The following is a 25044-nucleotide window of genomic DNA, read 5'->3' as shown; positions in this document are numbered from 1 at the left end:
CAACCTTATTGAAACCACTTTCAATAAGGTTGTCACAAAAGACAGTAAATCAATAGTTTACACAGCTTTTACCAACTATTTTTGACCATTAAATCTTGGTTTTAATCCCAACTTCTTACTTCTTACTTTTCACTTCTGATTTTTGCACTATATCCTTCACGATCATCCCAGCATGTACCACGCTGTTTTCGATGAAGAACTCACGTGTATTCAATCCGCCACAAACTACTCCCGCTAAGTAAACTCCAGAGATATTTGATTCATGAGTCAATTCATTGTACTCTGGCTGCCTTTTTTCATCCTCGCTCAATTTGACTCCCAATTGATTTAATAAACTGAAATTAGGCTTGTATCCGGTCATTGCCAGTACGAAATCATTCTCAATAGTCACATCTCCTTCAGGAGTAGCAATTACGACCTCATGTTCGCGGATTTCTTTAAGTCTTGATTTGGTGTATGCCTTAATAGATCCTTCTTTGATCCGGTTGACAATGTCAGGACGAACCCAATATTTCACCGCCTGATCAACTTCATCTTCAAGTAAAACCATACTCACTTCAGCGCCTTTTCTCCAGCATTCCAAAGCAGCGTCGACTGCAGAATTAGCTCCGCCGACTACGATGATTTTCTGGTTGATAAATGGCCAAGGTTCTTTATAGTAATGATGAACTTTAGGAAGATCCTCACCTGGAATATTCATCAGATTTGGCAAGTCATAGAAGCCGGTTGCCATTACGATATTCTTGGCGAGATACTCTCCCTTTGAAGTCTTTACTTGGAATAGCTCCTCTTGTTTCTCCAGCGTATTTACAGCTTCATAGAGCTTGACATTAAGATCGAAGTGGGAGAAAATTCTTCGGTAGTATTCCAGGGCTTCCGTACGATTTGGTTTGTTTCCAATGGACATAAAAGGAATTCCTGCCATCTCCAACCTATCTGAGGTGGAGAAAAAAGTCATGTTAATAGGGTAATTATAAATTGAATTTGTGAGTGCGCCTTTTTCGACGATTACATAATCCAACCCAGCTTTCTTTGCCTCCACACCGCAAGCAAGACCTATTGGTCCGCCTCCGACGATGAGCATGTCATATATTTTATCTGTCATTAGGTCTTAGGTTTGATCAAGTTGAAACTGAAAGCCAGTATCTTGATAAAGATCTGGATTCCATTGGAAACTTCGTTGTTTGAGCTTTACAAGCCCGGACTTATGTTGAACCACTGCTGCTGCCGAAACCGTTCCATAATTCCCCGACATTCTTATTAATTGCGCAGAGAGGGAAGTTTCCATTTCAAGTGGCACACCTGTGTTTGGTAATTTTTCTTGTGGAAATGTCTTTTTAGATTTTAGAATATTGAGTACATCAGTTGTGGAAAAAGCAGATTTTGATAGGCGAATCAATTGCTCTTTTGCCAGTTCTACTTTTGGCCATCGTTCATCGAGTAGCGCATTGCTCAAACCATAGATCCCGGGTTTTACTTCTTGGATCTGGGGAGAATAATTACTGAAATAGAATAGCTTTTTCCCATCGCTCACGAGCAGGTTAAATCCATCATATTGGTCCTGATATTTTTGAATTCCTTCCAAATATTCTTCTGGTGCGATTGTACTTTCCAACCAAGCTTGAACTAGCTTGCCCCGACTGATCTTGGCATTTCGTGGGTTATTAAAATCCCGGTAATTCGTAAGTAATGACCAGCGCCCATTTGGGTGATATCCCATCCAGGTGCCACCACTTCTTAAATCTTTTCCAGCGTAAAAGCCAGCTTCCCAGACATGCAAGGCCTCGGAGGGTCGATCAAAGAACTCATCTCGGTTGGCACTAATGATTAATGGATATTCTGGATGGGTTTTCCAGGAAAAAGCTACTAGACACATAGGCTAAAAATAAAGAAAAGGCCGGAATATCCGGCCTTTAGGGTGATTACACAACTTAGGATTCCTTCATCGTAGGGTAATCGGTATAACCTTTTTCACCAGGTGTATAAAATGTATCCTTGTCTGGCTGAGCTAGATCGGCACCTGCCTCAAAGCGGGCCACTAAATCCGGATTTGAAATGTATAATGTCCCGTAAGCAACTGCATCAGCGTCTCCATCTTCGATTACTTTATTTCCCTTTTCTTGGTCAAAGCCAGCATTTATTACAAGCGTACCTTTATATAACGGTCTAAAATGCTTTGCAATATGGCTCACTAGGTATGGAATTTCTGAAACATCAGTGAATGGCTCAGAAAGGTGCAAATAGGCTAAATCGTAATCATTCAATTTCTTCACGATATACTCAAAAGTTGGAATCGTTTCCTCATCAGCTTGCATTCCAAACACACCATTAAGCGACGGGTTTAGTCTCAAACCGATTTTTTGCTCTGGCATTACTTCTTTCAGTGCTTCGATGATCTCGAATAGTATCTTTGCTCGGTTTTCTATTGACCCTCCATATTCATCTCTCCTGGTATTACTGGTAGCATTGAAGAATTGGTGTAGTAGATAGCCATTGGAACTGTGTATCTCAATGCCATCAAAACCCGCCTCCATTGCGTTTTTACCTGCATTTTTGAAATCTTGAACCGTCTGTTTGATTTCTGACCGTGTCATTTCCTTGGGAGTCACTGTTTCTTTAAAACCTTCCGGAGTAAATGATTTTTCGTGCGGATTGATGGCTGAGGGAGCTACAGGCAATTCTCCGTTGTGAAAATCCGGATGGGAGATTCTACCTACATGCCAAAGTTGAATGAAAATTTTCCCACCTTCCTCGTGTACAGCTTTAGTTACTCCTTTCCAGCCTTCTACTTGTACATCAGAATATATTCCTGGGGTATTTATGTAGCCTACGGCTTGTTTGGAAACTTGTGAACCTTCCGTGATGATCAATCCTGCAGAAGCTCGTTGAGCATAATATTTTTCATGGATCTCAAACGGTTTATTTGAAGGATTGTCAGCACGGCTACGGGTCATTGGAGCCATCCAAACTCGGTTTTTTAATTCCAATCCGCCTGCAAGCGTGATAGGTTTGAGTAAAGGTTGATCGGTGTTCATGGTAATTGTTGGTTTGTTTTCAAAAATTCGGGGTCTATACAACTAATGTAGAGGCAATAAAGTTCAGGCTTTTGGGTAATGGTTTCTGTGGATTCCATTTTGTGCTATAACGGACAATAAAACCTTACCAAACTTCAGAAATGGACAATGGTTTGTGATCCTCTGTAATAGGAAAGGGGATGTTCCGCGCTAAAACCTAAGTATTTTCGTATGCTTATAAATAGTACTAGTATTTGAATAACAGATTGTTAACACTTTTTAATACGATTATTTTCGTAGAATTTTGCTCTTACGATTTTCATCGTATATCTTTGGTACGAAAGTTATCGTATAATCAGCCATGAGCAAGCCAACAGAATCAGAATTAGAAATACTTTCCCTGTTATGGGAAATGAAGCAGGCAAGTGTACGCCAAGTCCACGAGCGTTTAGCTGAGACAAAGGATACTGGATACACGACCACCCTGAAGACTATGCAAAATATGCACGCCAAACAGATGGTCAGTCGGAACGAGTCGCAGCGAACACATATATACAGTCCTGCGACTAATCAAAAAGAAACACAAAAATCTCTGCTGAAAAATTTGGTAACCACAGCTTTTGGTGGTTCAGCTCAGAAATTGGTGCTCCAGGCGTTGGGTGAAGAGAACCCGTCAAAGGAGGAGTTAGATGAAATTAGAGCATTTTTAGACCAACTAGAAAATAAGAAATAATGGATCTTTTGAACGACTGGATTCCCCAAAGTTTGCTGTATGCCATGGGTTGGACTCTTGTGCATTCACTTTGGCAACTTGTCCTAATAGGTGCAGGCCTTTGGTTGCTTTTGAAACTGTTTAGAAAGAAAAGCCCTGCTTTCAAATACACTATGGGTTTGGCAGCCCTGGGGTTGACGGTTGTGGCAGCCCTCGGCACGTTTATTTATGAGATTTCCAGCTTTACACCCACCCCTTTATTTGATCGAATGGCACTTATTGCAGGTGCCCCTCAGGCCATGCAATCTTCTTCTACATTTGGAATTGATGCTGTGATTGCGATGTCTGTCAATTGGATAGAACTTCAACTTCCGCTGTTGGTAAATTTCTGGTTTGTTGGTGCATTGCTCTTTCTTTTCCGGTTATTCAGTAGCTTGTCAGAAGTGCGAACATTAAGGAAATCCTCTTCGAAACCTCAGGATTTCCAGTTGGAAAAAATGCTTTATCGCCTAATGGGAAAAATGGATGTCTCGAAAAACGTAGAGATACGCTTGACTTCTTCTGGGGTATCGCCCATTACTTTTGGCTTTCTCAAACCTATTATACTTATTCCTGCAGGATTAATCTTCCAGCTTACCCCAGTGCAATTGGAAGCCATTATAGCACATGAGTTGGCCCATGTGAAGCGTAATGATTACCTCATTAATCTAATTCAATCGGCTCTCGAGGTGATGTTCTTTTACCATCCATGTTATTGGTGGATGAACCAAACGGTAAAAGAGCTGCGAGAAAATGCTGCAGATGATTTGGCTGTAAAGATTGGTGTCACACCCAAAGAGCTAGCTTATAGCCTGGCAGAAGTATTGAATTTTGCTAAACAAAATCCTCCCGAACTTGCCTTGGCAGCGGGGAAAAGAAGGAACCCTACCCTTCAAAGAATCAAAAGAATTCTGGGTCATCCGGCTCAGACATATCCGCAAAACCCTATTATCTCTATCCCTATGTTACTTACACTCTTATTAAGCGCTGGCCTAATGGCGACCGCACAACAGGACGCTTCGGTCTCTGTTGAGAAAATAAACCCTGTTACAGTTGACGTGAATTCGGAAATGCAAGCAATTGCTGAAGTTGAAAAAAACATCAATCTCAACGCCAATGTCAATTCAAACACCAATGTATCTCTGGATACCATAGTAGATAATAAAGTTGAAAAGGTTGTGATCACTGATGGTAAGCCAGCCTATGTAAACTCGAAAAATCAAATCGTAGAATATCAATACGCAAAGCCTGAGTATGTTCTCGTTAAAGGAGATACTATCATTACAAAAGGAGATACTGTTATCATAAAAAATAGCAAAAAAGCCTCTTACGTTTATAAGCAAAATGGTGATGTATTGATTTTAGAGGATTTGGCAGTATTAGACTTAAGTTCAATGCCTGTCTTTCCTGATCAAGCGATGGCTCCTTTGATGGATTTTGACATGGCGCCTATGCCGCCGATGGAGTTTGAAATGGCTCCAGTTCCAGACTTCGATATGAGCGGAATGCCTTCAATGAACTTCGAAATGGGCGATCACCCAATGATTTTTGAATTTGATGGGAAAAATGGTCCTGGTGTTTTCTTTAATGCAGATACCATCAAAAATATGACTCCAGAGCAAAAAGAAAAATGGACGAAAGATATGGAGCGTCGTTCTGCGGAGTGGGCAAAAGCGGCTGAATTAAAGGCTGTGGAATGGGAGGCTCATCAAGAGGAGTTTGAGGCTAAAATGCAAGAATGGCAGAAGGCGATGGAGCCAAAAATGAAGGAATTTGAGAAGAAAATGGCTGAGTGGCAAAAAGCATATGAGCCGAAGATGAAGGAATTCGAGGCAAAAATGGAAGCTTGGCAAAAAGCTAATGAGCCCAAAATGAAGGAGTATGAGGCGAAAATGAAAGCTTGGGAAAAGGAAATGCAACCAAAATTGGAGGAGTACCAACGCAAAATGGAAGTTTGGCAGAAAGAGAATGCAGCCAAAATTGAGGCTTACCAGAAAAAATTAGAAGAGCAGTTAAAGAAAAAAGACGATAACAAATAGAACTAACATTCTTAAGATTTACCTGAAAAGGTAATTGTGTGTTGATGCTTTGAAAAAGACTTGCCCCATGGACAGGTCTTTTTTCTTGTGCTCCTACTTTGAAATGTTCATTCAGGAATCAATGCCTTAAGGTCATCCAGCGTATTGGCATCCTCAATCTTTTTGTCCTGCCTCCAGCGAAGAATTCTGGGAAAGCGAACAGCAACCCCACTTTTATGACGATTGGAAAAAGCAATTCCTTCAAATGCCAATTCAAAAACTAGGGTAGGAGTAACACTTCGTACCGGTCCAAATCGCTCTAAAGTGGTCTTTTTGATGATGCTGTCTACTTTTGCAAACTCCTTGTCCGTCAGGCCTGAGTAGGCCTTTGCGAAAGTTACCAGCTCCAACTCCCCAGCTTCATTTGGCTGCCAAAGGCCAAAAGTGTAATCAGTAAAAAGATTTGTTCTTCTACCATGACCGCGCATTGCATAGGTTAGCACCGCATCAATCGTAAGCGGATCCGTTTTCCACTTCCACCAATCGCCTTTTTTTCTCCCCACTTGATAAGAGGCTGATTTCTTTTTCAACATCAAACCCTCACTTCGCTTATCTCTGGAAAGCTCTCGTTCTGCAGTTACTTCTTCCCAGGAGGAGAATTGCATTTGTTCTGAAATATGTAAAGCTGGGTGATTTGTTTTCTGAACCAAATCTTCCAAGAGAGCTCTTCGCTCCACGTAGCTAAATGCTCTAATATCTTCTCCATTAGACTCCAAGAGGTCATAAGCTTTGAAAATCACCGGGACTTTTTGAAGGATACCCTTGCTTACATTTTTTCTACCTATACGGGTTTGCAAATCATTAAATAGCCCAATTTGTCCGTCGATGAAGGCTAGGATTTCCCCGTCAATTACAATTCCATCAGGAAGAAAATTTACCAATGCTGCGATTTCGGGATATTTGTCAGTGACAAGTTCTTCACCTCTGGACCACACGAATATTTCTCCTTTTCTTGCTATCACCTGCCCACGAATTCCATCCCATTTGTGCTCAGCAACCCATTCGGTAACATCGCCTAGTTCTTCAAGCTCATTTTCTAAGGCATAAGCGAGATAAAATGGATAGGGTTTGGATACATAGGCCTGTTCATTTCTTCCAAAAACCAATTCGTCAAAAGTAGTTGTCCCTGGTTCCCAATCCCCCATTAACCGGTAGGCCAGTTCATCTTGAGGCACGGAAGTAACCTGCGAAAGAGCCTTGGTCATTAGCTTTTGACTTATTCCAATCCGAAAGGATCCGGTCAGAAATTTTGTAAAGACAAATCGGGAATAATAATCCAACTGCATCCACATATCCTGCACATACTTTTTCTTCTCGAGGTCAGTTTTAGGTTTTAATAAAACGAGCTCGTCTAGAATGGTACTCAGGGATTTATCACTCGAATGAATATCATTTGGCACAACCAATGCTATTGACTCAGCAAGATCGCCCACGATGTGATAGCTTTCTTCAAAAAGCCAAAGTGGGATTTCTGCTAATTCGGCAGCATAGCTGCGAAGTAAGGTAGTGTTTACAGGTCGGGGAGGTCTTCTGTGAGAAAGAATGGCCATAGTCCAGAGTTTATCCTCCTCATTCGCTTCCTCAAAGTAAGAAGCCAAAGCGGCCACTTTCTGATTGGTCTTGTTAGTTGAGTCCAGCTTCTCTATCAATTGGGCAAATTGTTTCATGCCGATTGAATGGTTTCAGTGACAGATGTGTCCTCTTTTTCACCCTCATAATCGGTGTTTTCAATACTTGCATCATACCCGATTTCCCGTAGATACTTGCTGAATATATCGGTATATCCATGTGTACAAATAACCCGAGTCGCTTCACTTTCCTTAATGCTTTGCAAAAGTCCCTGCCAATCACAATGGTCCGATAGGACAAAACCTTTATCGGTTGCCCTCCGCGCTCTTGCTCCGCGAAAAGCCATCCATCCACTGCAGGTTCCAGTTTCGAAAGGGACCATTTTTCTCATCCATGGCGTGCCATGAGCACTCGGTGGTGCGATTACCACATTTCCCAAAATTTCTTTAGGAGAAGTTTCTCTAGTAATTAGATGTGTTTCGGGCATGTTCAATTGGGGACGGAGAATTTCCGTCATATTCTCAACCGCTCCATGGGTGAAGATTTTTCCTATTGATGGATCAAGATGCATAAGGATCCTTTGTGCTTTACCCAGTGTGTATCCGAATAATACAGAAGTTTTACCTTCATCTTTGTTGCTTTGCCACCATTCATTGATCTCTTCGAATACGTCAGCCTGAGGTTTCCATTTGAAAGCAGGTAGTCCAAATGTACACTCAGTAATCATCGTGTTGCATTTGATGGGTTCATAAGGAGTGCAAACTCCATCATCTTCGGTTTTGTAGTCTCCTGTAAAGACCCAAACTTCACCTTTGTGCTCTACTCTTACTTGTGATGATCCTATAATATGTCCGGCAGGGTGAAGGCTAAAGGTGACACCATTTATGTGAAATGGTTCATTCCATTCAATTCCCCGAACATTGATTTCTCCTAGTCTATGGCGAATAATGGGGATGTTACTGTGATGAGTCAAGTAATTCTTATGTCCAAATCGCGCATGATCAGAGTGGCCATGGGTGATAATGGCATTTTTCACTGGTCTCCATGGGTCAATGTAAATCTGTGCTTTTGGACAGTAAATTCCTTTTGAATTAAAAATTAAAAGGTCTGAGTGCTTCATTTGCAAGGGTTAAACTAAGTTAGCATAGAATAATTTCAATCATCATTCCATAGACACCAATACAATGATGGGTTATTAGGGAATTGGCCTCTTAACTTATTTGGAGAGAAAAAGTACACGGAATCTAGGAACTTACTGAATTCAATTGAAAGAAATGATTTTTTAAGCTTCAGCTTCTACTAATTATATCCTCATTTTCTGAATCTGATTCCCCAATTTGAAGAACAAAGTCTTAGCCGGAAAGCTGGTTTTAAACGATAAGGCCGTTTATTGCTGTTTAAAGCTAAACTAGTTAAGTGGCATTAAATATGGTTTATACACAATACAATTAATGAAAACTATAACCACTAAACTCAATAATTATGAGCGCATTTGAAGATAAAGTAAAAGGAAACTGGAACGAGATCAAAGGTAAGTTGAAGCAAGAATACGGTGATTTGACTGACGATGATCTTATGTATGATGAAGGTAAATCTGATGAACTTCTTGGTAAGATTCAGAAGAAAACCGGTAAGTCTAAAGAAGAAGTTAAATCATTTATCGATAGTATTTAATCTCGAAAATGTAAATATTCTTTTAGAAGCGCTCTCAATGCGAGAGCGCTTTTTTTATGTCTGGACGTTTTGAGTTCTTTGAATTCATGCGTTTTAATACCTAGTAGAGATTTTGATTCATGAGTTGCTAGATCCTGAAGTGGGTAGGTGAAGGGTTTAAATAGTAAGGTTGGAATTTCTCATCAGTGGGTTTTTTCCCCACTTTGTTCCTTATTATTGAAAAATCCCGGGAAATTCCCCCACTTTTCTTTTTATATCAGCTGAGCTCCAGCCATCATAGACTTTTTAGCTTAAGAAAAACCTCCAATCCGCTTTGTTTTGCCTCATTTTGGGGAATCTCTAACGGCTTTCTAATCAATACAATACCTCCAAAAAAATCCTTGAATTTTTCAATTAATAATTGGGATGGAATAAAGAAATCCCTACTTTTAAGTCAAAGTGGGAATTTGTGGAGTAAAGTGGTAGAAAGTGGAGAGCATTTTGTTACTTTTGTCTTTACTACATACTCATCATTCTAAAGAGTTCAAAAAATTATGTTCAACAGTCAATACGATTGCAAGCTAGATCCCAAAGGGCGTCTGGTTTTGCCGGCCAAGATCAAGGCGGCAATTCCGGAGGCAAATGGGAGTGCGCTTATGCTTCGAATGGCTGAAGATAGGTGTTTGGCGCTCTACACTATGGTGGAATATAAAAAATTAGAGAATCAAATAAAGTCTCTGAATATCAATAATCCTGAACAGCGCTTGCTGCAGAGGTCTTTTTTCAATTCAGTCACTGACGTAGAATTGGATAGCGCGGGCAGGTTGTTGATTCCAAAGCATTTTCAGCTTTATGCTGGACTGGAAAAAGAAGTAATGGTGGCAGGGAACGGTACTAGAATAGAAATCTGGAATTCTGAAAACTACCTAAATAATATTATCAAAGATCCGGCGGACTTGTCTAGCCTGATGGAAAAGCATCTCTCTTAATCTCATGACGGAGTCTATTTACCATATCCCAGTGATGCTAGCCGAATGCACTGAAGGCTTGTCTATTGATCCCAATGGGATTTATGTAGACGTGACTTTTGGTGGAGGTGGGCATTCACGTGAGATTTTGAAGCATCTGGACAAGGGGCATCTCTATGCCTTCGATCAAGACGTGGATGCTGAGGCAAATATTCCTGCGTCTGACAACTTCACCTTTATCGCTGCGAATTTCCGGGATTTAAAAAAATACCTGAGACTTCATGGCGTGAAGAAGGTCGATGGAGTATTGGCGGACCTTGGCATTTCATCCCATCAGATCGATGAGCCTAGCAGAGGTTTTTCTACCAGATTCAGCGGAACTCTGGATATGCGCATGAATCAGTCGGCTGATGTCTCAGCCAAAGAAGTTTTGAATACCTACGACGAGGGAAAGCTTCATAAGATTCTTGGAATGTATGGAGAGGTGAAAAACGCAAAGACCTTGGCGCAAGCAATTGTCTCCGAAAGAGCTTCTCAGCCATTCGAAACGACAGAGGGGTTTACGGCCTTTTTGAAACGATATGCCCCAAAGGGAAAAGACTTTAAATACTATGCTCAGGTCTTTCAGGCTTTGAGAATAGAAGTTAATGACGAAATGGGTGCTTTGGAAGATATGCTGCTCGAGGCGGTAGAAGTGCTTAAGCCGCAAGGGAGATTGGTAGTGATGAGCTATCACAGTCTGGAAGATCGTCTGGTGAAAAATCTGATGATCAAAGGCAAATTTCAAGGTGAGGTGGAGAAGGATTTCTATGGGAATCTAATTCGGCCTCTGGAGCCAGTGAGCAGAGGGGCTGTAGTGGCGAATGCTGAAGAAATCGCGTCCAACCCAAGAGCAAGAAGTGCAAAACTCAGAATAGCGAAGAAGACGGAGGTATGAGCAATAATACATTCAGAAAGAAATTGAAGTCAGGCAACAAACCAAAAGGTGGTCCTCGCAAATCCATTTTCACATGGATAGAGGAGAAGCTGGATGTCACTGGTGTGTTGGGAGAAGGAGTGCCTGTCCAATTGGTTCCGCCGGTTGGATTTGTGGCTTTATTGGCTTTGATCTACATCTGGAGTAATCACCGCGCTGAGAACATGGTGCGGAAAATAGAAAAAGCGCAGCAGGAAGTAGAAGATCTTCGTGCGGATGTGACTACGCTCGAAGCAGAATACATGCTGAGTAGCATGCAGTCCGAAGTAGCGAAGCGAGTAGCTGAGCAAGGCATATTTGAATTGAATCAACCACCGATAAAAATCGAGGTAGAGAAGTGAATTTCAAAAAATCCATATTGATCCGAGTGCGGGTGGTGTTTATCCTGATAGCGTTATGCTCAGCGGCCATCCCGTACAAAGTCGCCAAACTTCAAATGGCGGAGGGAGACGTATGGCGTGAAAAAGCTGAAACGATCAATTTCCAATACCGGGAAGTGCCCGCAACTCGCGGTAATATCTATGCTGCTGACGGAAGTTTGCTTGCAACTAGCCTTCCTTTTTATAGAGTGGCTCTAGATCCGACTATTGCTAAGTCTGATCGATACAAAGCTGGTATTGATTCCTTGGCTAAAATGCTTTCCGGCTTTTACAAGGATAAATCAGCATCCTCCTACAAAAGAATGATCAATGATGCCAGATTGGACAACAAGCGCTATTTGGTTTTGAACAGAAAGCAGATCGGGTATCAAGGCATGCAGGAAATGTCTAACTGGCCAATTTTCAGAGAAGGAAGACTGGGAGGTGGAGTTATTTTCGAGAAAGTAGAAAAAAGATATCGACCGTTTAATTCCCTTGCCAGCCGAACAGTTGGCTTTTTGAATGAAGACGAATATGGTGCTGGAATCGAATACAGCTTCAATAATTACCTGCAAGGTCAGGATGGAAAAGCGCTTTTCCAGCGCTTAGCCGGAGGAAGTTGGAAGCCGGTTTTTGATGCGGAAGATGTGAAGCCTGAGAATGGCTACGATGTCACTACTACGCTTGATGTGAATATTCAAGATGTAGCAGAAACTGCCTTGAGACGTCAGTTGACAGATCGGGATGCGGAATTTGGGTCTGTGATCGTGATGGAAGTAAAGACTGGAAAGATCAAGGCAATAACCAATTTGCAGCGTAATACAAGCGGAAATGGTTATGGTGAAAACTACAATTACGCCATTGGAGATCAGGGGAATACTGAGCCAGGGTCTACGTTCAAGTTGCTTTCCATGTTGGCGCTTTTGGAAGAAAATAAAATCACACTGGAAGAAACGATAGAAACTGGCAACGGTGCTCATAAATTTTACAATCGTACGATGCGTGATGCCAAGAATGGTGGTTATGGTACGTTGACCATACGTGAGGCTTTTGAGAAATCTTCCAACGTCGCAGTGTCCAAATTGGTTGATGAGCATTTTGGCGCCAGCCCATCCAAGTTTATGGCTTATGTAGATAAAGTTGGACTTCGCGAGCCTTTTGGCTTTCAGTTAATAGGCGAAGGCAAACCTTATTTTAATAAACCTGGCGAGAAAGGCTGGTCAGGTGTATCGCTTCCTTGGATTTCTATCGGATATGAAGTGAAGCTGAATCCTCTACATACGCTTGCATTATATAATGCTGTAGCTAACGGAGGCAAAATGATGAAGCCATATATCGTTCAGTCGGTTTCCAAAGGAAATATCATCGAAGAGCAATATCAACCTGAAGTCATCAGGAAGCAGATCGCTTCTGAGAAAAACATCAAACTTCTTCAAGGACTTTTGGAAGGAGTTGTAGAGAATGGAACAGCGAAAAATATCGCCAACGCCGATTACAAAATCGCAGGTAAAACAGGTACTGCTCAAAAGCTGATCAACGGACAGTATTCCAGAATTTACTATACGAGTTTCGCAGGCTATTTCCCTGCTGACAATCCAAAATATTCAATGATTGTGGTGATCGATAGTCCAAAAGGCTTTGCTGCATACGGGGGAGATGTGTCTGCGCCGGTTTTTAAAGAAATCGCAGACAAAATCTATGCACTTGACATTGAATTAAACCCAGACAATCAGCAAGAAATATTCAGGGCTGAGGCAGATGGAACGCAATTGCCATACGTGAAAGCAGGCAAAGCGGAAGAGCTTCAAGGCATTTTCCAGCAACTTGGATTGAAGGCATCTGCTGCTAACCCTGAGGAATGGGTGAAGACAGTCGCTCAGGATGCAAGTGTTCAGATGAGCGTCAATGATACGGACAAGTCGACTGTACCTGATGTGTCAGGACTTCCGCTTCGAGATGCGCTTTTCATTCTTGAGAATAAAGGATTGAAAGTCAATTACACTGGGAAAGGCAGAGTAAAAGCGCAGTCTATTTCCGCTGGGACCGAATTAAGACCGAACGCAACCATAAATCTGGTATTAGGATAAATGAAAGTACTAAAAGACATATTATATAAAGTATCGCTTACCTCTACTACCGGAGACATGGAGTTGGGAGTGAAGGATATTGTCTTTGATAGCCGTCAGGTCACGGAGGGAAGTGCTTTCGTAGCGATCAAAGGTACACAGGTAGACGGCCATGAGTTTATTGAAAAAGCAATTGGTTTAGGTGCTCAGAGCATCGTTTGTGAGCAATTGCCAGAGAAACTAGTAGAAGGAATAAGCTACGTGGAAGTGGTGAATTCTGCCCGCGCGCTTGGTGTCATGGCAAGTAACTATTTTGACAATCCTTCTGAGAGTATCAAGGTAGTGGCGATCACAGGTACTAATGGAAAGACCACCACAGCCACTCTTTTGCATCAACTTTTCATGCGAATGGGCTACAGCACAGGCTTGCTTTCTACTGTAGAAAATAAAATTAATGAAACTGTTATCCACGCTACTCATACTACGCCAGACGCGGTGAGTGTGCAGGCTTTGCTTCGCAAAATGGTGAAGGAAGGCTGTACGCATTGCTTTATGGAAGCGAGTTCGCATGCCATTGTGCAAGAGCGAATAGCGGGTTTGAAATTAGCCGGAGCAGTTTTCACAAATATCAGCCATGACCATTTGGATTATCATGGCACGTTTGACGAGTACATCAAGGCAAAAAAGAAGTTGTTTGATGAGCTTCCAAAAGAGGCTTTTGCACTGGTAAATGGTGATGATAAACGAGGATCTGTGATGTTGCAGAATTGCAAAGCTTCACATCAGTTTTTTGCACTGAAGTCTCCTGCGGAATTCAAAGCCAAAATCATTTCCAATACACTCGAAGGACTGGAGCTAGACATCAACGGTAAGTTGATCTGGTTCAGGATGATCGGGGCATTCAATGCCTACAATCTTCTGGCGGTTTTGGGAGTCACTGTCCTTCTGGGCGAAGAGGAGGACGAAGTTCTTCGTGAGCTTTCAGGGATCCGCGGAGCTAAAGGGCGTTTCGATAGAATTTCCATTGCTGGAATCACTGCCATCGTAGATTATGCGCATACGCCAGATGCTTTGGATAATGTCCTTAAAACAATCAACGGTGCTAGAACGGGTGGAGAACAACTGATCACAGTAGTGGGCTGTGGAGGAAATCGTGACAAAACCAAGCGTCCCATCATGGCAAAAATTGCTGTTCAGGAAAGTGATAAAGCAATTCTTACTTCTGACAACCCTCGATTTGAAGTGCCGGAAGAAATACTAAAAGATATGCAGGCTGGGGTAGGTCCGTCTGAAATCAGAAAAACATTAAACATTGTGGATCGCAGAGAGGCAATTAAGACGGCTTGTATGCTTTCACAAAAAGGAGATATCATTCTTATCGCCGGCAAAGGCCATGAGGATTATCAGGAAATCAAAGGAGTGAAGCATCACTTTGATGATACCGAAGTAGTAACCGAGTTTTTACAACAATTGACACAGAGCTGAGATGTTATATCCACTTTTTGATTATTTGGACAAAGTGCTTGATATCCCCGGAACAGGGGTGTTTAGATTTATCTCATTCCGAGCTGGAATGGCAGCGCTTTTTTCTTTGATCATCACCATCTCTTTTGGTCACAAAATCATTGCTTGGATCAGAAATAAGCAGATCGGAGAGACAGTAAGAGATTTAGGTTTAGAAGGCGAAAAGCAGAAAAAAGGCACGCCGACGATGGGGGGCTTGATGATCATGGCTGCGATATTGATTCCGACTTTGCTTTTCGCAGATTTGAATAACATCTACATCATTCTTTTGCTGATCACTACGGTTTGGTTGGGAGCAATTGGCTTTGTGGATGATTACATCAAGGTTTTCAAGAAAAACAAAGAAGGTCTCGCCGGTAGATTTAAGATTATTGGTCAGATTGGCATCGGGATTATCGTGGGTTCCACACTTTATTTCAATGAAAGCGTAGTAATCCGTGAGTTTACCAACCCGGTTTCCATAGAAGAAGGTGTAGTAGAAACGCCAACGTACAGAGATGTGAAAGTGGCTAAAACCACCATTCCTTTTACCAAAAACAATGAGCTGAATTACGAGACTTTGCTTGGCTTCATGGGTGAGGCAATGACTCCGATTCTGTACATTTTCGTCGTGACTTTCATCATTACCGCGGTTTCCAACGGTGCTAATATCACAGATGGTATCGATGGATTGGCAGCAGGAACCTCCGCTATTATCGGATTGACGATTGCGATTTTCGCCTACCTAAGTGGTAATGCGATTTTCTCTTCCTACCTCAATATCATGTACATCCCCAATTCAGGTGAGCTGGTGATTTTTGCCTCGGCATTCATCGGAGCTTGTGTGGGTTTCCTATGGTACAATGCTTATCCGGCTCAGGTTTTCATGGGCGACACTGGCAGCTTGATGTTAGGTGGAGTAATTGCTGTTTTGGCGTTGACCCTTCGCAAGGAATTGCTGATTCCAGTGATGTGCGGAGTCTTCGTAATCGAAAATGTAAGTGTGATGCTCCAAGTGGGCTATTTCAAATACACGAAGAAAAAATTTGGGGAAGGGAGAAGAATCTTCTTGATGTCTCCGCTACACCATCATTACCAAAAGAAAAATATCCCGGAGGCCAAAATCGTAACCCGATTCTGGATTGTGGGGATTCTTTTGGCAGTAATCACTTTGGCAACATTGAAACTTAGATAATAGAAATGCAACGATTAGTCATTCTGGGTGCAGGAGAAAGCGGATTGGGAGCAGCAATGTTAGCCAAGCGGGAAGGCTATGTCGTGTTTGTATCTGATGCAGGCAAAATTTCAGAAGCTAGAAAAGCTGAAATGCAGCGTTTAGAAATTCCATTTGAGGAAGGAATGCATACGGAAGAAGAAATTCTATCTGCTGATCTGATTATCAAAAGTCCAGGTATTCCTACAAAAGTTGCAATCGTTCAAAATGCGCTAAAGGCCAAGATTCAGGTAATAGATGAATTGGAGTTTGCCAGCAGATACAGTAAGGGCAAGGTAATCGCGATCACTGGAACGAATGGTAAAACCACTACAACTTTGCTCACCTACCACTTGATGAAAGAAGCAGGTTTGGATGTGGGATTAGCTGGTAATGTAGGGAGAAGCTGGGCATCTCAGTTATTAGAAGGAGACCGTGAATGGTGGGTGATCGAATGCAGTAGCTTCCAGATTGATGGATTTGTAGACTTCAAGCCTTCTGTAGCCATTCTTACCAACATCACTCCAGATCACTTAGATCGATACGAGTATCAGATTGATAAATACATAGATTCCAAATTTGGAATCTTCAAGAATATGAGTGCAAATGATCAGGCAATTCTCTTTGCTGAGGATATCTTGACTATGGAAGGATTGAGAAATAATCCTATTCAGCCGATTCAAAACTGGATTTCACTAGAAAGTGCCCAATCAAGTGGGGGGTATTTCAACGGGTCTTCCCTGGAAATAAATGTAGTTGGACATTCAGCAACAATTCCGCTGAATGTTCTTCCTATACAAGGCAAGCATAACATGCTGAATGCACTTTGTGCTGGTTCGGCAGCCTTGATCGCTGGTCTTGATGAGCAGGCTATTATAGCTGGGATTCAGACTTTCAAAAATGCGCCACACCGAATGGAGCAAATCCGCGAAATAGATGGAGTGAAGTTTATCAACGACAGTAAAGGCACCAACGTGGAAGCTACGGCTTATGCTTTGGCTAGTTACGACAACCCATTGATCTGGATCGCTGGGGGTGTTGACAAAGGGAATAATTACGCAGTCATTTCACCAGTAGTGGCTGAAAAGGTAAAGTCTCTGATTTGCCTTGGAAAGGATAATGAGAAGCTGAAAACAGCTTTTGGCTCGACAGTGCCTGATGTCCGTGAGACCCAGGATATTTCTGAAGCAGTGAAGTGGGGACAGGTGCTTGGTGAGCCGGGAGATATCGTATTGCTTTCACCTGCTTGTGCAAGTTTCGACTTGTTCAAAAATTATGAAGACCGCGGCAATCAATTCCGCGCGGCAGTAGAAAACCTTAAACCAAAAGCCATCGCATGAGTGAGTTTAAAGCATGGATAGATAGAAATTTCAAAGGCGACCCAATTATTTGGGGCATTGTCATTCTATTGTCGCTTTTCAGCATTCTCGTTGTGTATTCTGCTACGGGCTCTTTGGCTTATAAGTATGCTGGTGGAAACACTGAGATCTACTTGATCAGACATTCCATGTTGATTTTTGTGTCACTTGTAGTGATGTGGTTTGCTCATAAAGTTCCTTATAGAAAGTATGCAGTCTATGCTCGATTGGGAGTGATTATCTCCATTCCTCTTTTGTTGGTGACGTACTTGTTTGGATCGAATATCAACGAGGCAAATCGCTGGATAACTATTCCGGTAATCAATCAGGCATTTCAGCCATCGGATTTGGCAAAACTAGCCTTGATAGCTTCCATCGCTGGAATGCTGGCAAGACGTCAAAACAATATCAAAGACTTTAAGAGCACATTTGTTCCTATCATTATTGCGATAGGATTGATCAGTGGATTGATCGCTATGGCAAATTTCTCCACTGCAATTCTACTCTTGATTACCTGTTTGCTAATCATGTTCATTGGAAGAGTTCCTGTGAAATATTTGGCGATGGTTTTAATGGTGGGAGCCTTGGGATTGACAGCTGCTGGCTTCATAGGACAAAGAGGAGCGACGCTTGTTTCCAGAGTTCAGGACTTTATGAACGAGGACGAAATTCCATTCCAGGCTGAGCAATCATATATAGCAATCGCCACTGGAGGGATCGGCGGGAAAGGTCCAGGAAATTCTGAGCAGAGAAACTCACTTCCTCATCCTTATTCGGATTTTATCTACGCCATCATCATTGAGGAGTATGGATTGATCGGAGGATTCTCCGTGCTCTTCCTATACCTCGCGCTGCTTTATAGAGGCATGCGTATCGTGGCAAATTCTAATAAAGCATTTGGTGGATTGCTATCTGCGGGATTGAGTTTCGCATTGGTGATTCAGGCATTGGTAAATATGGCAGTGGCCGTCGGGTTGGGGCCGATTACAGGTTTGCCACTTCCGCTGCTAAGCATGGGAGGAACATCCTTGGTGTTCACTGGTATTTCGCTAGGGATTATCCTTTCGGTAAGCCGTGGTGATCATCAAGACGAATCCCAGACTAGCTCAGCCACTGGAAATAGAACAAGACTTAAAACAGCATAATTATTAACGCACAACGCACATATCGCATTTTGATCAGTGGTGGAGGTACCGGAGGACATATCTATCCGGCGATCGCTATTGCACATGCCTGGATGGAAAAATATCCTGCCAGCGAGATCTTATTTGTGGGTGCATTGGGCAAAATGGAAATGCAGAAAGTCCCTGAGGCTGGATACAAAATCAAAGGACTTCCAGTGGCTGGTTTGCAAAGAAGCTTGTCTCTGGAGAACCTGAAGTTTCCTTTCAAACTATTGAAAAGTCTGACTCAAGCTTCCAAGATCATTGCCGATTTTAATCCTGATGCAGTAGTAGGAGTAGGTGGCTACGCAAGTGGGCCGGTGCTTTATGCTGCGCAAAGAAAGGGTATTCCTACGCTGGTACAGGAGCAAAACTCTTATGCTGGTTTGACTAATAAAATTTTGGCTAAACGAGCCAAAAAGATCTGTGTCGCTTATCCTGAAATGGATCGCTTTTTCCCAGCTGACAGAATTGCCTACACAGGAAACCCTGTTCGCAAGGACATTCTTGATCTATCAGGAAAAAGAGAAAAAGCGCTTGCTCATTTCGGGTTAGACCCTGCCAAGAAAACACTTCTCGTTTTGGGTGGCTCACTTGGAGCTAGAACGCTAAATAATGCAGTGTTAGCAGATATGCAAAAACTGGAAGAAGAAGGCTATCAGGTGCTTTGGCAATGTGGCAAATTCTATTTCCAGGAAATGAAAACGAAGCTGGCCGATTCTGGACTGGCGACTATTCACTTGAATGAATTTATCCGCGAGATGGATTTGGCGTATGCCGCTGCGGATGTGATCGTGTCTAGAGCTGGCGCATTGTCGGTTTCAGAACTTTCCCTAGTAGGCAAACCAGTGATTTTCATCCCGTCTCCAAATGTGGCCGAAGACCATCAGACCAAAAATGCAATGGCTTATGTAAGCCACGATGCAGCCTTGCTTTTGAAGGATTCAGAGGCTGTAGGCGCTTTGGAACAAGAAGTAACCAAACTGATGAAGGACAGCGCGCTGTCTGAAGCATTAGGGAATAATATTAAGAATCTGGCTAAGCCGAATGCGGCAAATGCCATAGTGGAAGAAGTAGAACAATTGATTGCATGAGTTTCGAAGGAATAAATAGCGTCCATTTGATCGGTATAGGTGGCATAGGCATGAGTGCTTTGGCTCGCTGGTTCCGCCATGAAGGATATGCTGTGTCCGGCTATGACCGTACGCCTTCCCCGCTTACGGATGAATTGGTCGTCGAAGGAATGCAAATTTCTTTCGAAGACAAACTAGAGACTATCCCTGGTTCCGTGCTCGGGAATCCTGAGAAATCCCTGATTATTTGGACCCCAGCAATGCCGAAGGAAAGTGTTCAGTTGAATTACTTCAGAGATAATGGCTTCCAATTGAAGAAGAGATCCGAAGTGCTTGGCATGGTGACTAGATCGTATTATGCGATTGCGGTAGCTGGCACACACGGCAAAACAACCACTTCTTCTATGATCGCTCACATGCTGAAATCCGCCAAGAAACCGGTAGTTGCGTTTCTTGGGGGAATCACTCAGAACTATCAAAGCAACCTGATTTTAGGAGGGAAAAAGTCTAAGGAACCAACCTTGGTAGTTGTGGAGGCAGATGAGTTTGATAGATCTTTTCTCAGACTTCATCCGAATGAGATTGTGTTAACGAGTGCTGATTCAGATCATTTGGATATCTATGGAGACGAGCAGCACATCTTGGATGGATTCTTAGAGTTTGTCAATCTGCTAGATAAAAAAGGTAGACTTTACATTCAGCAGCAAGCTGGGCAGAGACTTGGAGAAGGCAAACTTCCTAAAGTTGCTACTCGAGAATATGGGTTGAGATCTTCAGGAATAAGTGCAGAAAATATTCAGGCTAGGCCGGGGTCATTTGTCTTTGACTATGTTGATGGCAAGCAGGAGATAAAAGGCTTGGAGTTATTCATTCCAGGTTTTCACAATGTGGAAAATGCTTTGGCAGCTATTGCAATTGCGCTCGATCATCAAATCTCTGAAGAGCAAATCAGAAAAGGAATCAGCTCCTTCAAAGGAGTAAAACGAAGATTTGAGATTCATGTGAATGAAGGAAATCATGTCTTCATAGATGACTATGCACATCATCCTGAAGAGATCAGGGCATGTCTAAGTTCTGTGAGGGCAATGTTTCCTACTAAGAAGTTGACCGTGGTTTTCCAACCGCATTTGTTCACTAGAACTAGAGATTTTGCTGAAGGCTTTGCAGAAAGTCTATCCTTGGCAGACTCGGTGATTTTGTTGGATATATATCCGGCTAGGGAGCTCCCTATTGAGGGGATTACCTCTGCAATGCTACTGGAAGGCATTAATACAGGTCATAAGGAATTGGTGTCCAAGGAGAATTTAATGAGTCATTTAGATCAAACTTCTCCGGAAGTTTTGGTGACACTTGGGGCTGGCGATATCGATCGTCTAGTGCCAGGAATTGCAGCTTGGATGAAAGAAAGGCTTAATCGATACGCGATATGAAGAGAGCCAACATAAAGAAAATCGTAGCCTTTGTGGTGCTCAGTCTGGTGCTGGTGGGTTTTATAGGGTTTGTGGAAAAGCAGACTCTGTATAAAACTTTCCAAGGTACTGAGATTGATATCAAAGGCGTGAGTGGTGTCTATTTCGTGGAGGATGCTGAAATCACAAAAATCCTTAATGAAGCCTTTCCTCAATTGAAAGCAGGGTTGATGTTGGAAGAAGTACCGATGAAGGCAATTGAAGCGAGGTTGCTAGGGCATCCATTTGTCAAGTCTGCAGAAGCGATGCTGGGTCAGAAGGGAATTTTGAATTTGAAGATCAGCCAGCATCAGCCAATTGCCAGAATTGCGCAGCCAATGGGAGCGGATGGCTACATCACTACTGAGGGCAAAGTGATTCCTACTTCCACTTCATACACCAGTAGAGTGTTGATTTTGGAAGGCGATTATGCAGAAATGCTGATGGATAAGGGAGAAATCACAACGGATATGCCTGAGTTGATGGATTTGATCACATTCATTACGGAAGATGAGTTTTGGAATGCTCAGATCACCGAATTGGAATTGAATTCGAGAGATGATATCCGCCTGTATCAGCAGGTAGGAAGGCAGATCATCGAGTTTGGTGATGCACATGATATAGAGAATAAGTTTGACCGGATATCGGTTTTTTATAAGGAAATATTGCCCCGCAAGGGGTGGAACGCTTACAACCGTGTTAGCGTGAAGTTTAAGGATCAAATAGTCTGTGAATAATAGCTTGGATATGGAAAACAAAGAATTAATAGTAGGACTGGACATTGGGACAACCAAGATCTGTGTCATCGTAGGTCGCAAGAATGAGTATGGCAAACTCGAAGTTTTAGGCATGGGCAAAGCCGTTTCTGACGGAGTTGATCGTGGTGTAGTGACCAATATTGACAAGACTGTCCATGCGATTGAGAAAGCGGTTGAAGAAGCTTCTGAAATGGCGAATGTTGATATCGCGGATGTCATTGTTGGGATTGCAGGTCAACATATTCAAAGCAAGATTCAGAGTGGTAGCATTATGCGTCAGCCGACGGATGATGAGATCACTATAGAGGATGTGCGCAGACTTTCCAGTGAGATGGAAAACATCCTTATTCCTCCTGGAAATACAATTATACACGTGATGCCACAGGATTATACTGTGGATTACGAAGGTGGTATCAAAGATCCTGTAGGAATGTCCGGTACTCGTTTGGAAGCTGATTTCCATATAATCACTGCCCAGACTACCGCGATAAATAACATTAACAGATGTGTACGTAGAGCAGATTTAGTTTCCAAGCAACTAATTCTGGAGCCGTTGGCAAGTTCACTTTCTGTGTTGAGTGATGATGAGAAAGAAGCAGGCGTTTGCCTGGTAGATATAGGAGGCGGAACTACAGACATCGCCATTTTCTACGAAAATATTATCCGTCACACGGCTGTGATTCCTTTGGGTGGAAATATCATTACTAAGGATATCAAAGAAGGCTGCATGGTGATGCAAAATCAGGCTGAGCTGTTGAAAACAAAATTTGGCAAAGCCATCACAGAAGAGGCAAATCCAAACGAAATCGTGTCGATTCCCGGCTTGAGAAATAGAGCTCCAAAAGAGATCTCTATCCGAAATCTAGCTTCCATCATTCAGGCAAGAATGGAGGAAATTATAGAGATCGTGCAGAATGAGATCATGCAAAGTGGGCACTACAAGAAACTGGCTGGAGGAATTGTCCTTACAGGTGGTGGCTCTCAATTACAATTTATCAGTCAGCTATTCGAATACATGACTGGCCTTGATACTAGAATCGGCTATCCAAATGAGCATTTGGGTAAATCAGTAATTGAGGAAGTGAAGAGTCCAATGTATGCTACTTCAGTAGGACTTGTGCTCGCTGGTTTCAAAGCACTGGATGATAGAGATCAAGGCTACACTAACCGCACAGCAAACGGAAAACACATAAAAAGACCAAAAACAATGGACATCAGTCCAAAAGATATTTTCGATAAAATCGCCGGAAGACTGAAAGGAATTCTAAGCGATGATATCGGCGACGATATTAACTACTAGGGCTTATGATTGGGGGAGATTGCTGGTGCTGCCGACAATTTCCCTATTTAAAAAACCACTAATACAACCATAGAAAATTCACCAATAAATATAAATATGTCAGATAACATGAAAGATTACAGATTTGATTTACACAAAAACCCAAAGTCAATTATAAAAGTAATTGGCGTAGGTGGAGGCGGTTCTAATGCCGTAAACCACATGTTTGGCCTAGGGATTAAGGACGTTGAGTTTGTGGTAGTCAATACCGATGCTCAGGCGCTTAAGTCTAGCCCGGTTCCGCTTAGATTGCAATTAGGTGCCAATTTGACCGAAGGTCTAGGTGCGGGTGCAAATCCTGAGCAAGGAAAAAATGCAGCAATAGAATCAGAGGATGAGATCCGTGAGCTATTGGCTGACAATACCAAAATGGTATTTATCACAGCTGGAATGGGTGGAGGCACCGGTACTGGTGCGGCACCTGTAGTAGCTAGAATTGCAAAAGAATTGAATATCCTAACTGTGGGTATTGTTACCGCACCATTCATGTTCGAAGGAAAGAAGAAAATGAATGTAGCTCAGGCAGGTATCGAAGCGCTTCGCGAGAATTGTGATACTGTACTGGTTATTTTGAATGATAAACTGAGAGAGATCTATGGTAATCTTGCCATCAGAACTGCTTTCAGCAAAGCGGATGATATACTTTCTACCGCTGCAAGATCTATCGCTGAGATTATCACTGTTCATCAGGATGTCAACGTGGATTTTGAAGATGTGAAGACAGTAATGAAAGACGCTGGTGCTGCGGTGATGGGATCTTCTACCGAGGAAGGTGAAGGACGTGCAATCCGTGCAGCCGGTGCTGCCATTTCTTCTCCATTGTTGAACAACGTGGACATCAAAGGAGCTGAGAAAATCTTGCTTTCTATCATGTCCGGTGAAGATGAGGAATTGTCAATGGACGAATTGAGCGAAATCACTGAATACATCCAGGAGAAAGCTGGCGACAATGCTGAGGTGATCTTCGGTCAAGGCATTGATCCGGAATTGGGCAAAGCTATCCGTGTGACTGTAATTGCTACAGGTTTCCAAATGGACAGATTGGCTGGTACAAAAAGAGAAGAAACTGCTAAGGCTATTGCTGCACCATCTCCTGCTCCTGCTCCAGTTGCAAAAACTCAGGTAGAAGAAATCGAAGAAGAGAAAACAGTAATCAATTTAGATTCAGGAAAATCTGAGAAAGTTAAGGAAGAGCCAGTTGCTAACGGATCTACTTTTGTGTTCTCTATGCCAAAAACTCCTGCTCCTACACCAACTCCAGCGCCGGAAGTGAAGCCAGTTGCTGAAACTCCAAAGAGAGAAGAGTCAGTTGAAGCGCCTAAGCCAGCTCCAAAGAAAGAAAGCTTATTTTCTTTTATGAAAAAGGAGGAAGTGAAAGCTGAAGCTCCAAAGCCTGCGCAGGAGAAAATCGTCCATGATCTTTTCGAAGAAGAAGAAGACGAGAAAAATACTGTAGAAGAGCCTAAGAAAGAGGAGCCTGCTACTCCAGCTTTTGCAAATGATTACTATGAGCAAATGAAGCAGAAGGCGATTCAGAGAGCTCACGAGCGTTTTGAAAAGCTAAAAGGTAACCGTGCATTCAACCCAACTCCGGAAGAATTGAAGGAGAAAATGGAAGTGCCTGCTTATCAGCGTAAAAATGTAGTATTGAATGAGCCTCAGCATAGCTCAGAGCCAAGCATCAGTAAGTACAACTTGAGCGATGACAATGAGATTCTAGGAAATAATAGATTCCTGCACGATAATGTGGACTAA

Annotated in this window: 21 protein-coding genes; 16 read left to right on the top strand and 5 right to left on the bottom strand. The window is 42.5% G+C overall.

Annotated features, from left to right (window positions below):
* Positions 1–115 precede the first annotated feature (115 nt).
* Genes QOL76_RS20160 through QOL76_RS20150 form a run of 3 tightly spaced genes read right to left on the bottom strand, consistent with a single transcriptional unit; the run spans position 116 to position 3035 of the window.
* A complete protein-coding gene (locus QOL76_RS20160) occupies positions 116–1105 on the bottom strand; it encodes a YpdA family putative bacillithiol disulfide reductase (RefSeq protein WP_283414766.1) in 990 nt (329 codons plus the stop codon).
* Positions 1106–1111: 6 nt separating this feature from the next.
* Positions 1112–1876 (bottom strand): NRDE family protein, encoded by a 765-nt coding sequence (locus QOL76_RS20155; RefSeq protein ID WP_283414765.1) that lies wholly within the window; start codon positions 1874–1876, stop codon positions 1112–1114.
* Positions 1877–1931: 55 nt separating this feature from the next.
* Complete coding sequence (locus tag QOL76_RS20150) at positions 1932–3035, bottom strand: alkene reductase (protein WP_283414764.1); 1104 nt, start codon at positions 3033–3035, stop codon at positions 1932–1934.
* Positions 3036–3375: 340 nt separating this feature from the next.
* Here QOL76_RS20150 and QOL76_RS20145 point away from each other — a divergent pair, with 340 nt between their 5' ends.
* Both QOL76_RS20145 and QOL76_RS20140 read left to right on the top strand, forming a co-directional pair.
* Complete coding sequence (locus tag QOL76_RS20145) at positions 3376–3747, top strand: BlaI/MecI/CopY family transcriptional regulator (RefSeq protein ID WP_283414763.1); 372 nt, start codon at positions 3376–3378, stop codon at positions 3745–3747.
* On the top strand, positions 3747–5804 hold the full coding sequence (locus tag QOL76_RS20140; protein ID WP_283414762.1) for a M56 family metallopeptidase: 2058 nt from the start codon (positions 3747–3749) through the stop codon (positions 5802–5804). The genes QOL76_RS20145 and QOL76_RS20140 overlap by 1 nt, the downstream gene beginning before the upstream one ends.
* A 107-nt stretch (positions 5805–5911) precedes the next feature.
* Here the strand turns inward: QOL76_RS20140 and QOL76_RS20135 are convergent, their stop codons facing one another.
* Positions 5912–7510 carry an ATP-dependent DNA ligase gene (locus QOL76_RS20135; RefSeq protein WP_283414761.1) on the bottom strand — a complete coding sequence of 533 codons (1599 nt, stop codon included), beginning with the start codon at positions 7508–7510 and terminating at the stop codon, positions 5912–5914.
* The gene (locus tag QOL76_RS20130) at positions 7507–8532 is read right to left on the bottom strand and encodes a ligase-associated DNA damage response exonuclease (protein ID WP_283414760.1); all 1026 of its coding nucleotides are present in this window, start codon (positions 8530–8532) and stop codon (positions 7507–7509) included. The genes QOL76_RS20135 and QOL76_RS20130 overlap by 4 nt, the downstream gene beginning before the upstream one ends.
* Positions 8533–8894: 362 nt before the next feature.
* Here QOL76_RS20130 and QOL76_RS20125 point away from each other — a divergent pair, with 362 nt between their 5' ends.
* From QOL76_RS20125 to ftsZ, 14 genes are all read left to right on the top strand, one after another.
* Positions 8895–9086, top strand: coding sequence for a CsbD family protein (locus tag QOL76_RS20125; RefSeq protein WP_283414759.1), 192 nt, complete (start codon positions 8895–8897; stop codon positions 9084–9086).
* Between the two features lie 533 nt (positions 9087–9619).
* Positions 9620–10054: a division/cell wall cluster transcriptional repressor MraZ gene (gene mraZ / locus QOL76_RS20120; RefSeq protein WP_283414758.1), complete on the top strand. Its 435-nt coding sequence runs from the start codon at positions 9620–9622 to the stop codon at positions 10052–10054.
* A gap of 4 nt (positions 10055–10058) precedes the next feature.
* Positions 10059–10970, top strand: a complete 912-nt coding sequence (gene rsmH, locus QOL76_RS20115; RefSeq protein WP_283414757.1) for a 16S rRNA (cytosine(1402)-N(4))-methyltransferase RsmH — start codon at positions 10059–10061, stop codon at positions 10968–10970.
* Positions 10967–11350 carry an FtsL-like putative cell division protein gene (locus tag QOL76_RS20110; RefSeq protein WP_283414756.1) on the top strand — a complete coding sequence of 128 codons (384 nt, stop codon included), beginning with the start codon at positions 10967–10969 and terminating at the stop codon, positions 11348–11350. Before rsmH ends, QOL76_RS20110 begins: the two co-directional genes overlap by 4 nt.
* Entirely contained in the window at positions 11347–13455 is a 2109-nt protein-coding gene (locus QOL76_RS20105; protein ID WP_283414755.1) for a penicillin-binding protein, read from the top strand. The genes QOL76_RS20110 and QOL76_RS20105 overlap by 4 nt, the downstream gene beginning before the upstream one ends.
* On the top strand, positions 13456–14919 hold the full coding sequence (locus QOL76_RS20100; protein ID WP_283414754.1) for a UDP-N-acetylmuramoyl-L-alanyl-D-glutamate--2,6-diaminopimelate ligase: 1464 nt from the start codon (positions 13456–13458) through the stop codon (positions 14917–14919).
* Between the two features lies 1 nt (position 14920).
* Complete coding sequence (gene mraY / locus QOL76_RS20095; protein WP_283414753.1) at positions 14921–16132, top strand: phospho-N-acetylmuramoyl-pentapeptide-transferase; 1212 nt, start codon at positions 14921–14923, stop codon at positions 16130–16132.
* Between the two features lie 5 nt (positions 16133–16137).
* Positions 16138–17490: a UDP-N-acetylmuramoyl-L-alanine--D-glutamate ligase gene (gene murD / locus QOL76_RS20090; protein WP_283414752.1), complete on the top strand. Its 1353-nt coding sequence runs from the start codon at positions 16138–16140 to the stop codon at positions 17488–17490.
* On the top strand, positions 17487–18653 hold the full coding sequence (locus QOL76_RS20085) for an FtsW/RodA/SpoVE family cell cycle protein (protein WP_283414751.1): 1167 nt from the start codon (positions 17487–17489) through the stop codon (positions 18651–18653). The genes murD and QOL76_RS20085 overlap by 4 nt, the downstream gene beginning before the upstream one ends.
* A gap of 29 nt (positions 18654–18682) precedes the next feature.
* Entirely contained in the window at positions 18683–19765 is a 1083-nt protein-coding gene (murG, locus tag QOL76_RS20080; RefSeq protein WP_283414750.1) for an undecaprenyldiphospho-muramoylpentapeptide beta-N-acetylglucosaminyltransferase, read from the top strand.
* The gene (murC, locus tag QOL76_RS20075; protein ID WP_283414749.1) at positions 19762–21174 is read left to right on the top strand and encodes a UDP-N-acetylmuramate--L-alanine ligase; all 1413 of its coding nucleotides are present in this window, start codon (positions 19762–19764) and stop codon (positions 21172–21174) included. The genes murG and murC overlap by 4 nt, the downstream gene beginning before the upstream one ends.
* A complete protein-coding gene (locus QOL76_RS20070; protein ID WP_283414748.1) occupies positions 21171–21929 on the top strand; it encodes a cell division protein FtsQ/DivIB in 759 nt (252 codons plus the stop codon). Before murC ends, QOL76_RS20070 begins: the two co-directional genes overlap by 4 nt.
* Before the next feature lie 10 nt (positions 21930–21939).
* Positions 21940–23250, top strand: coding sequence for a cell division protein FtsA (gene ftsA, locus QOL76_RS20065; protein ID WP_283414747.1), 1311 nt, complete (start codon positions 21940–21942; stop codon positions 23248–23250).
* 96 nt (positions 23251–23346) lie between these two features.
* Complete coding sequence (ftsZ, locus tag QOL76_RS20060; RefSeq protein ID WP_283414746.1) at positions 23347–25044, top strand: cell division protein FtsZ; 1698 nt, start codon at positions 23347–23349, stop codon at positions 25042–25044.

This window comes from Algoriphagus winogradskyi, assembly GCF_900182815.1.
GTDB classification, from domain to species: Bacteria; Bacteroidota; Bacteroidia; order Cytophagales; family Cyclobacteriaceae; genus Algoriphagus; species Algoriphagus winogradskyi.
This window is presented reverse-complemented; position numbering and strand designations above follow the sequence as displayed.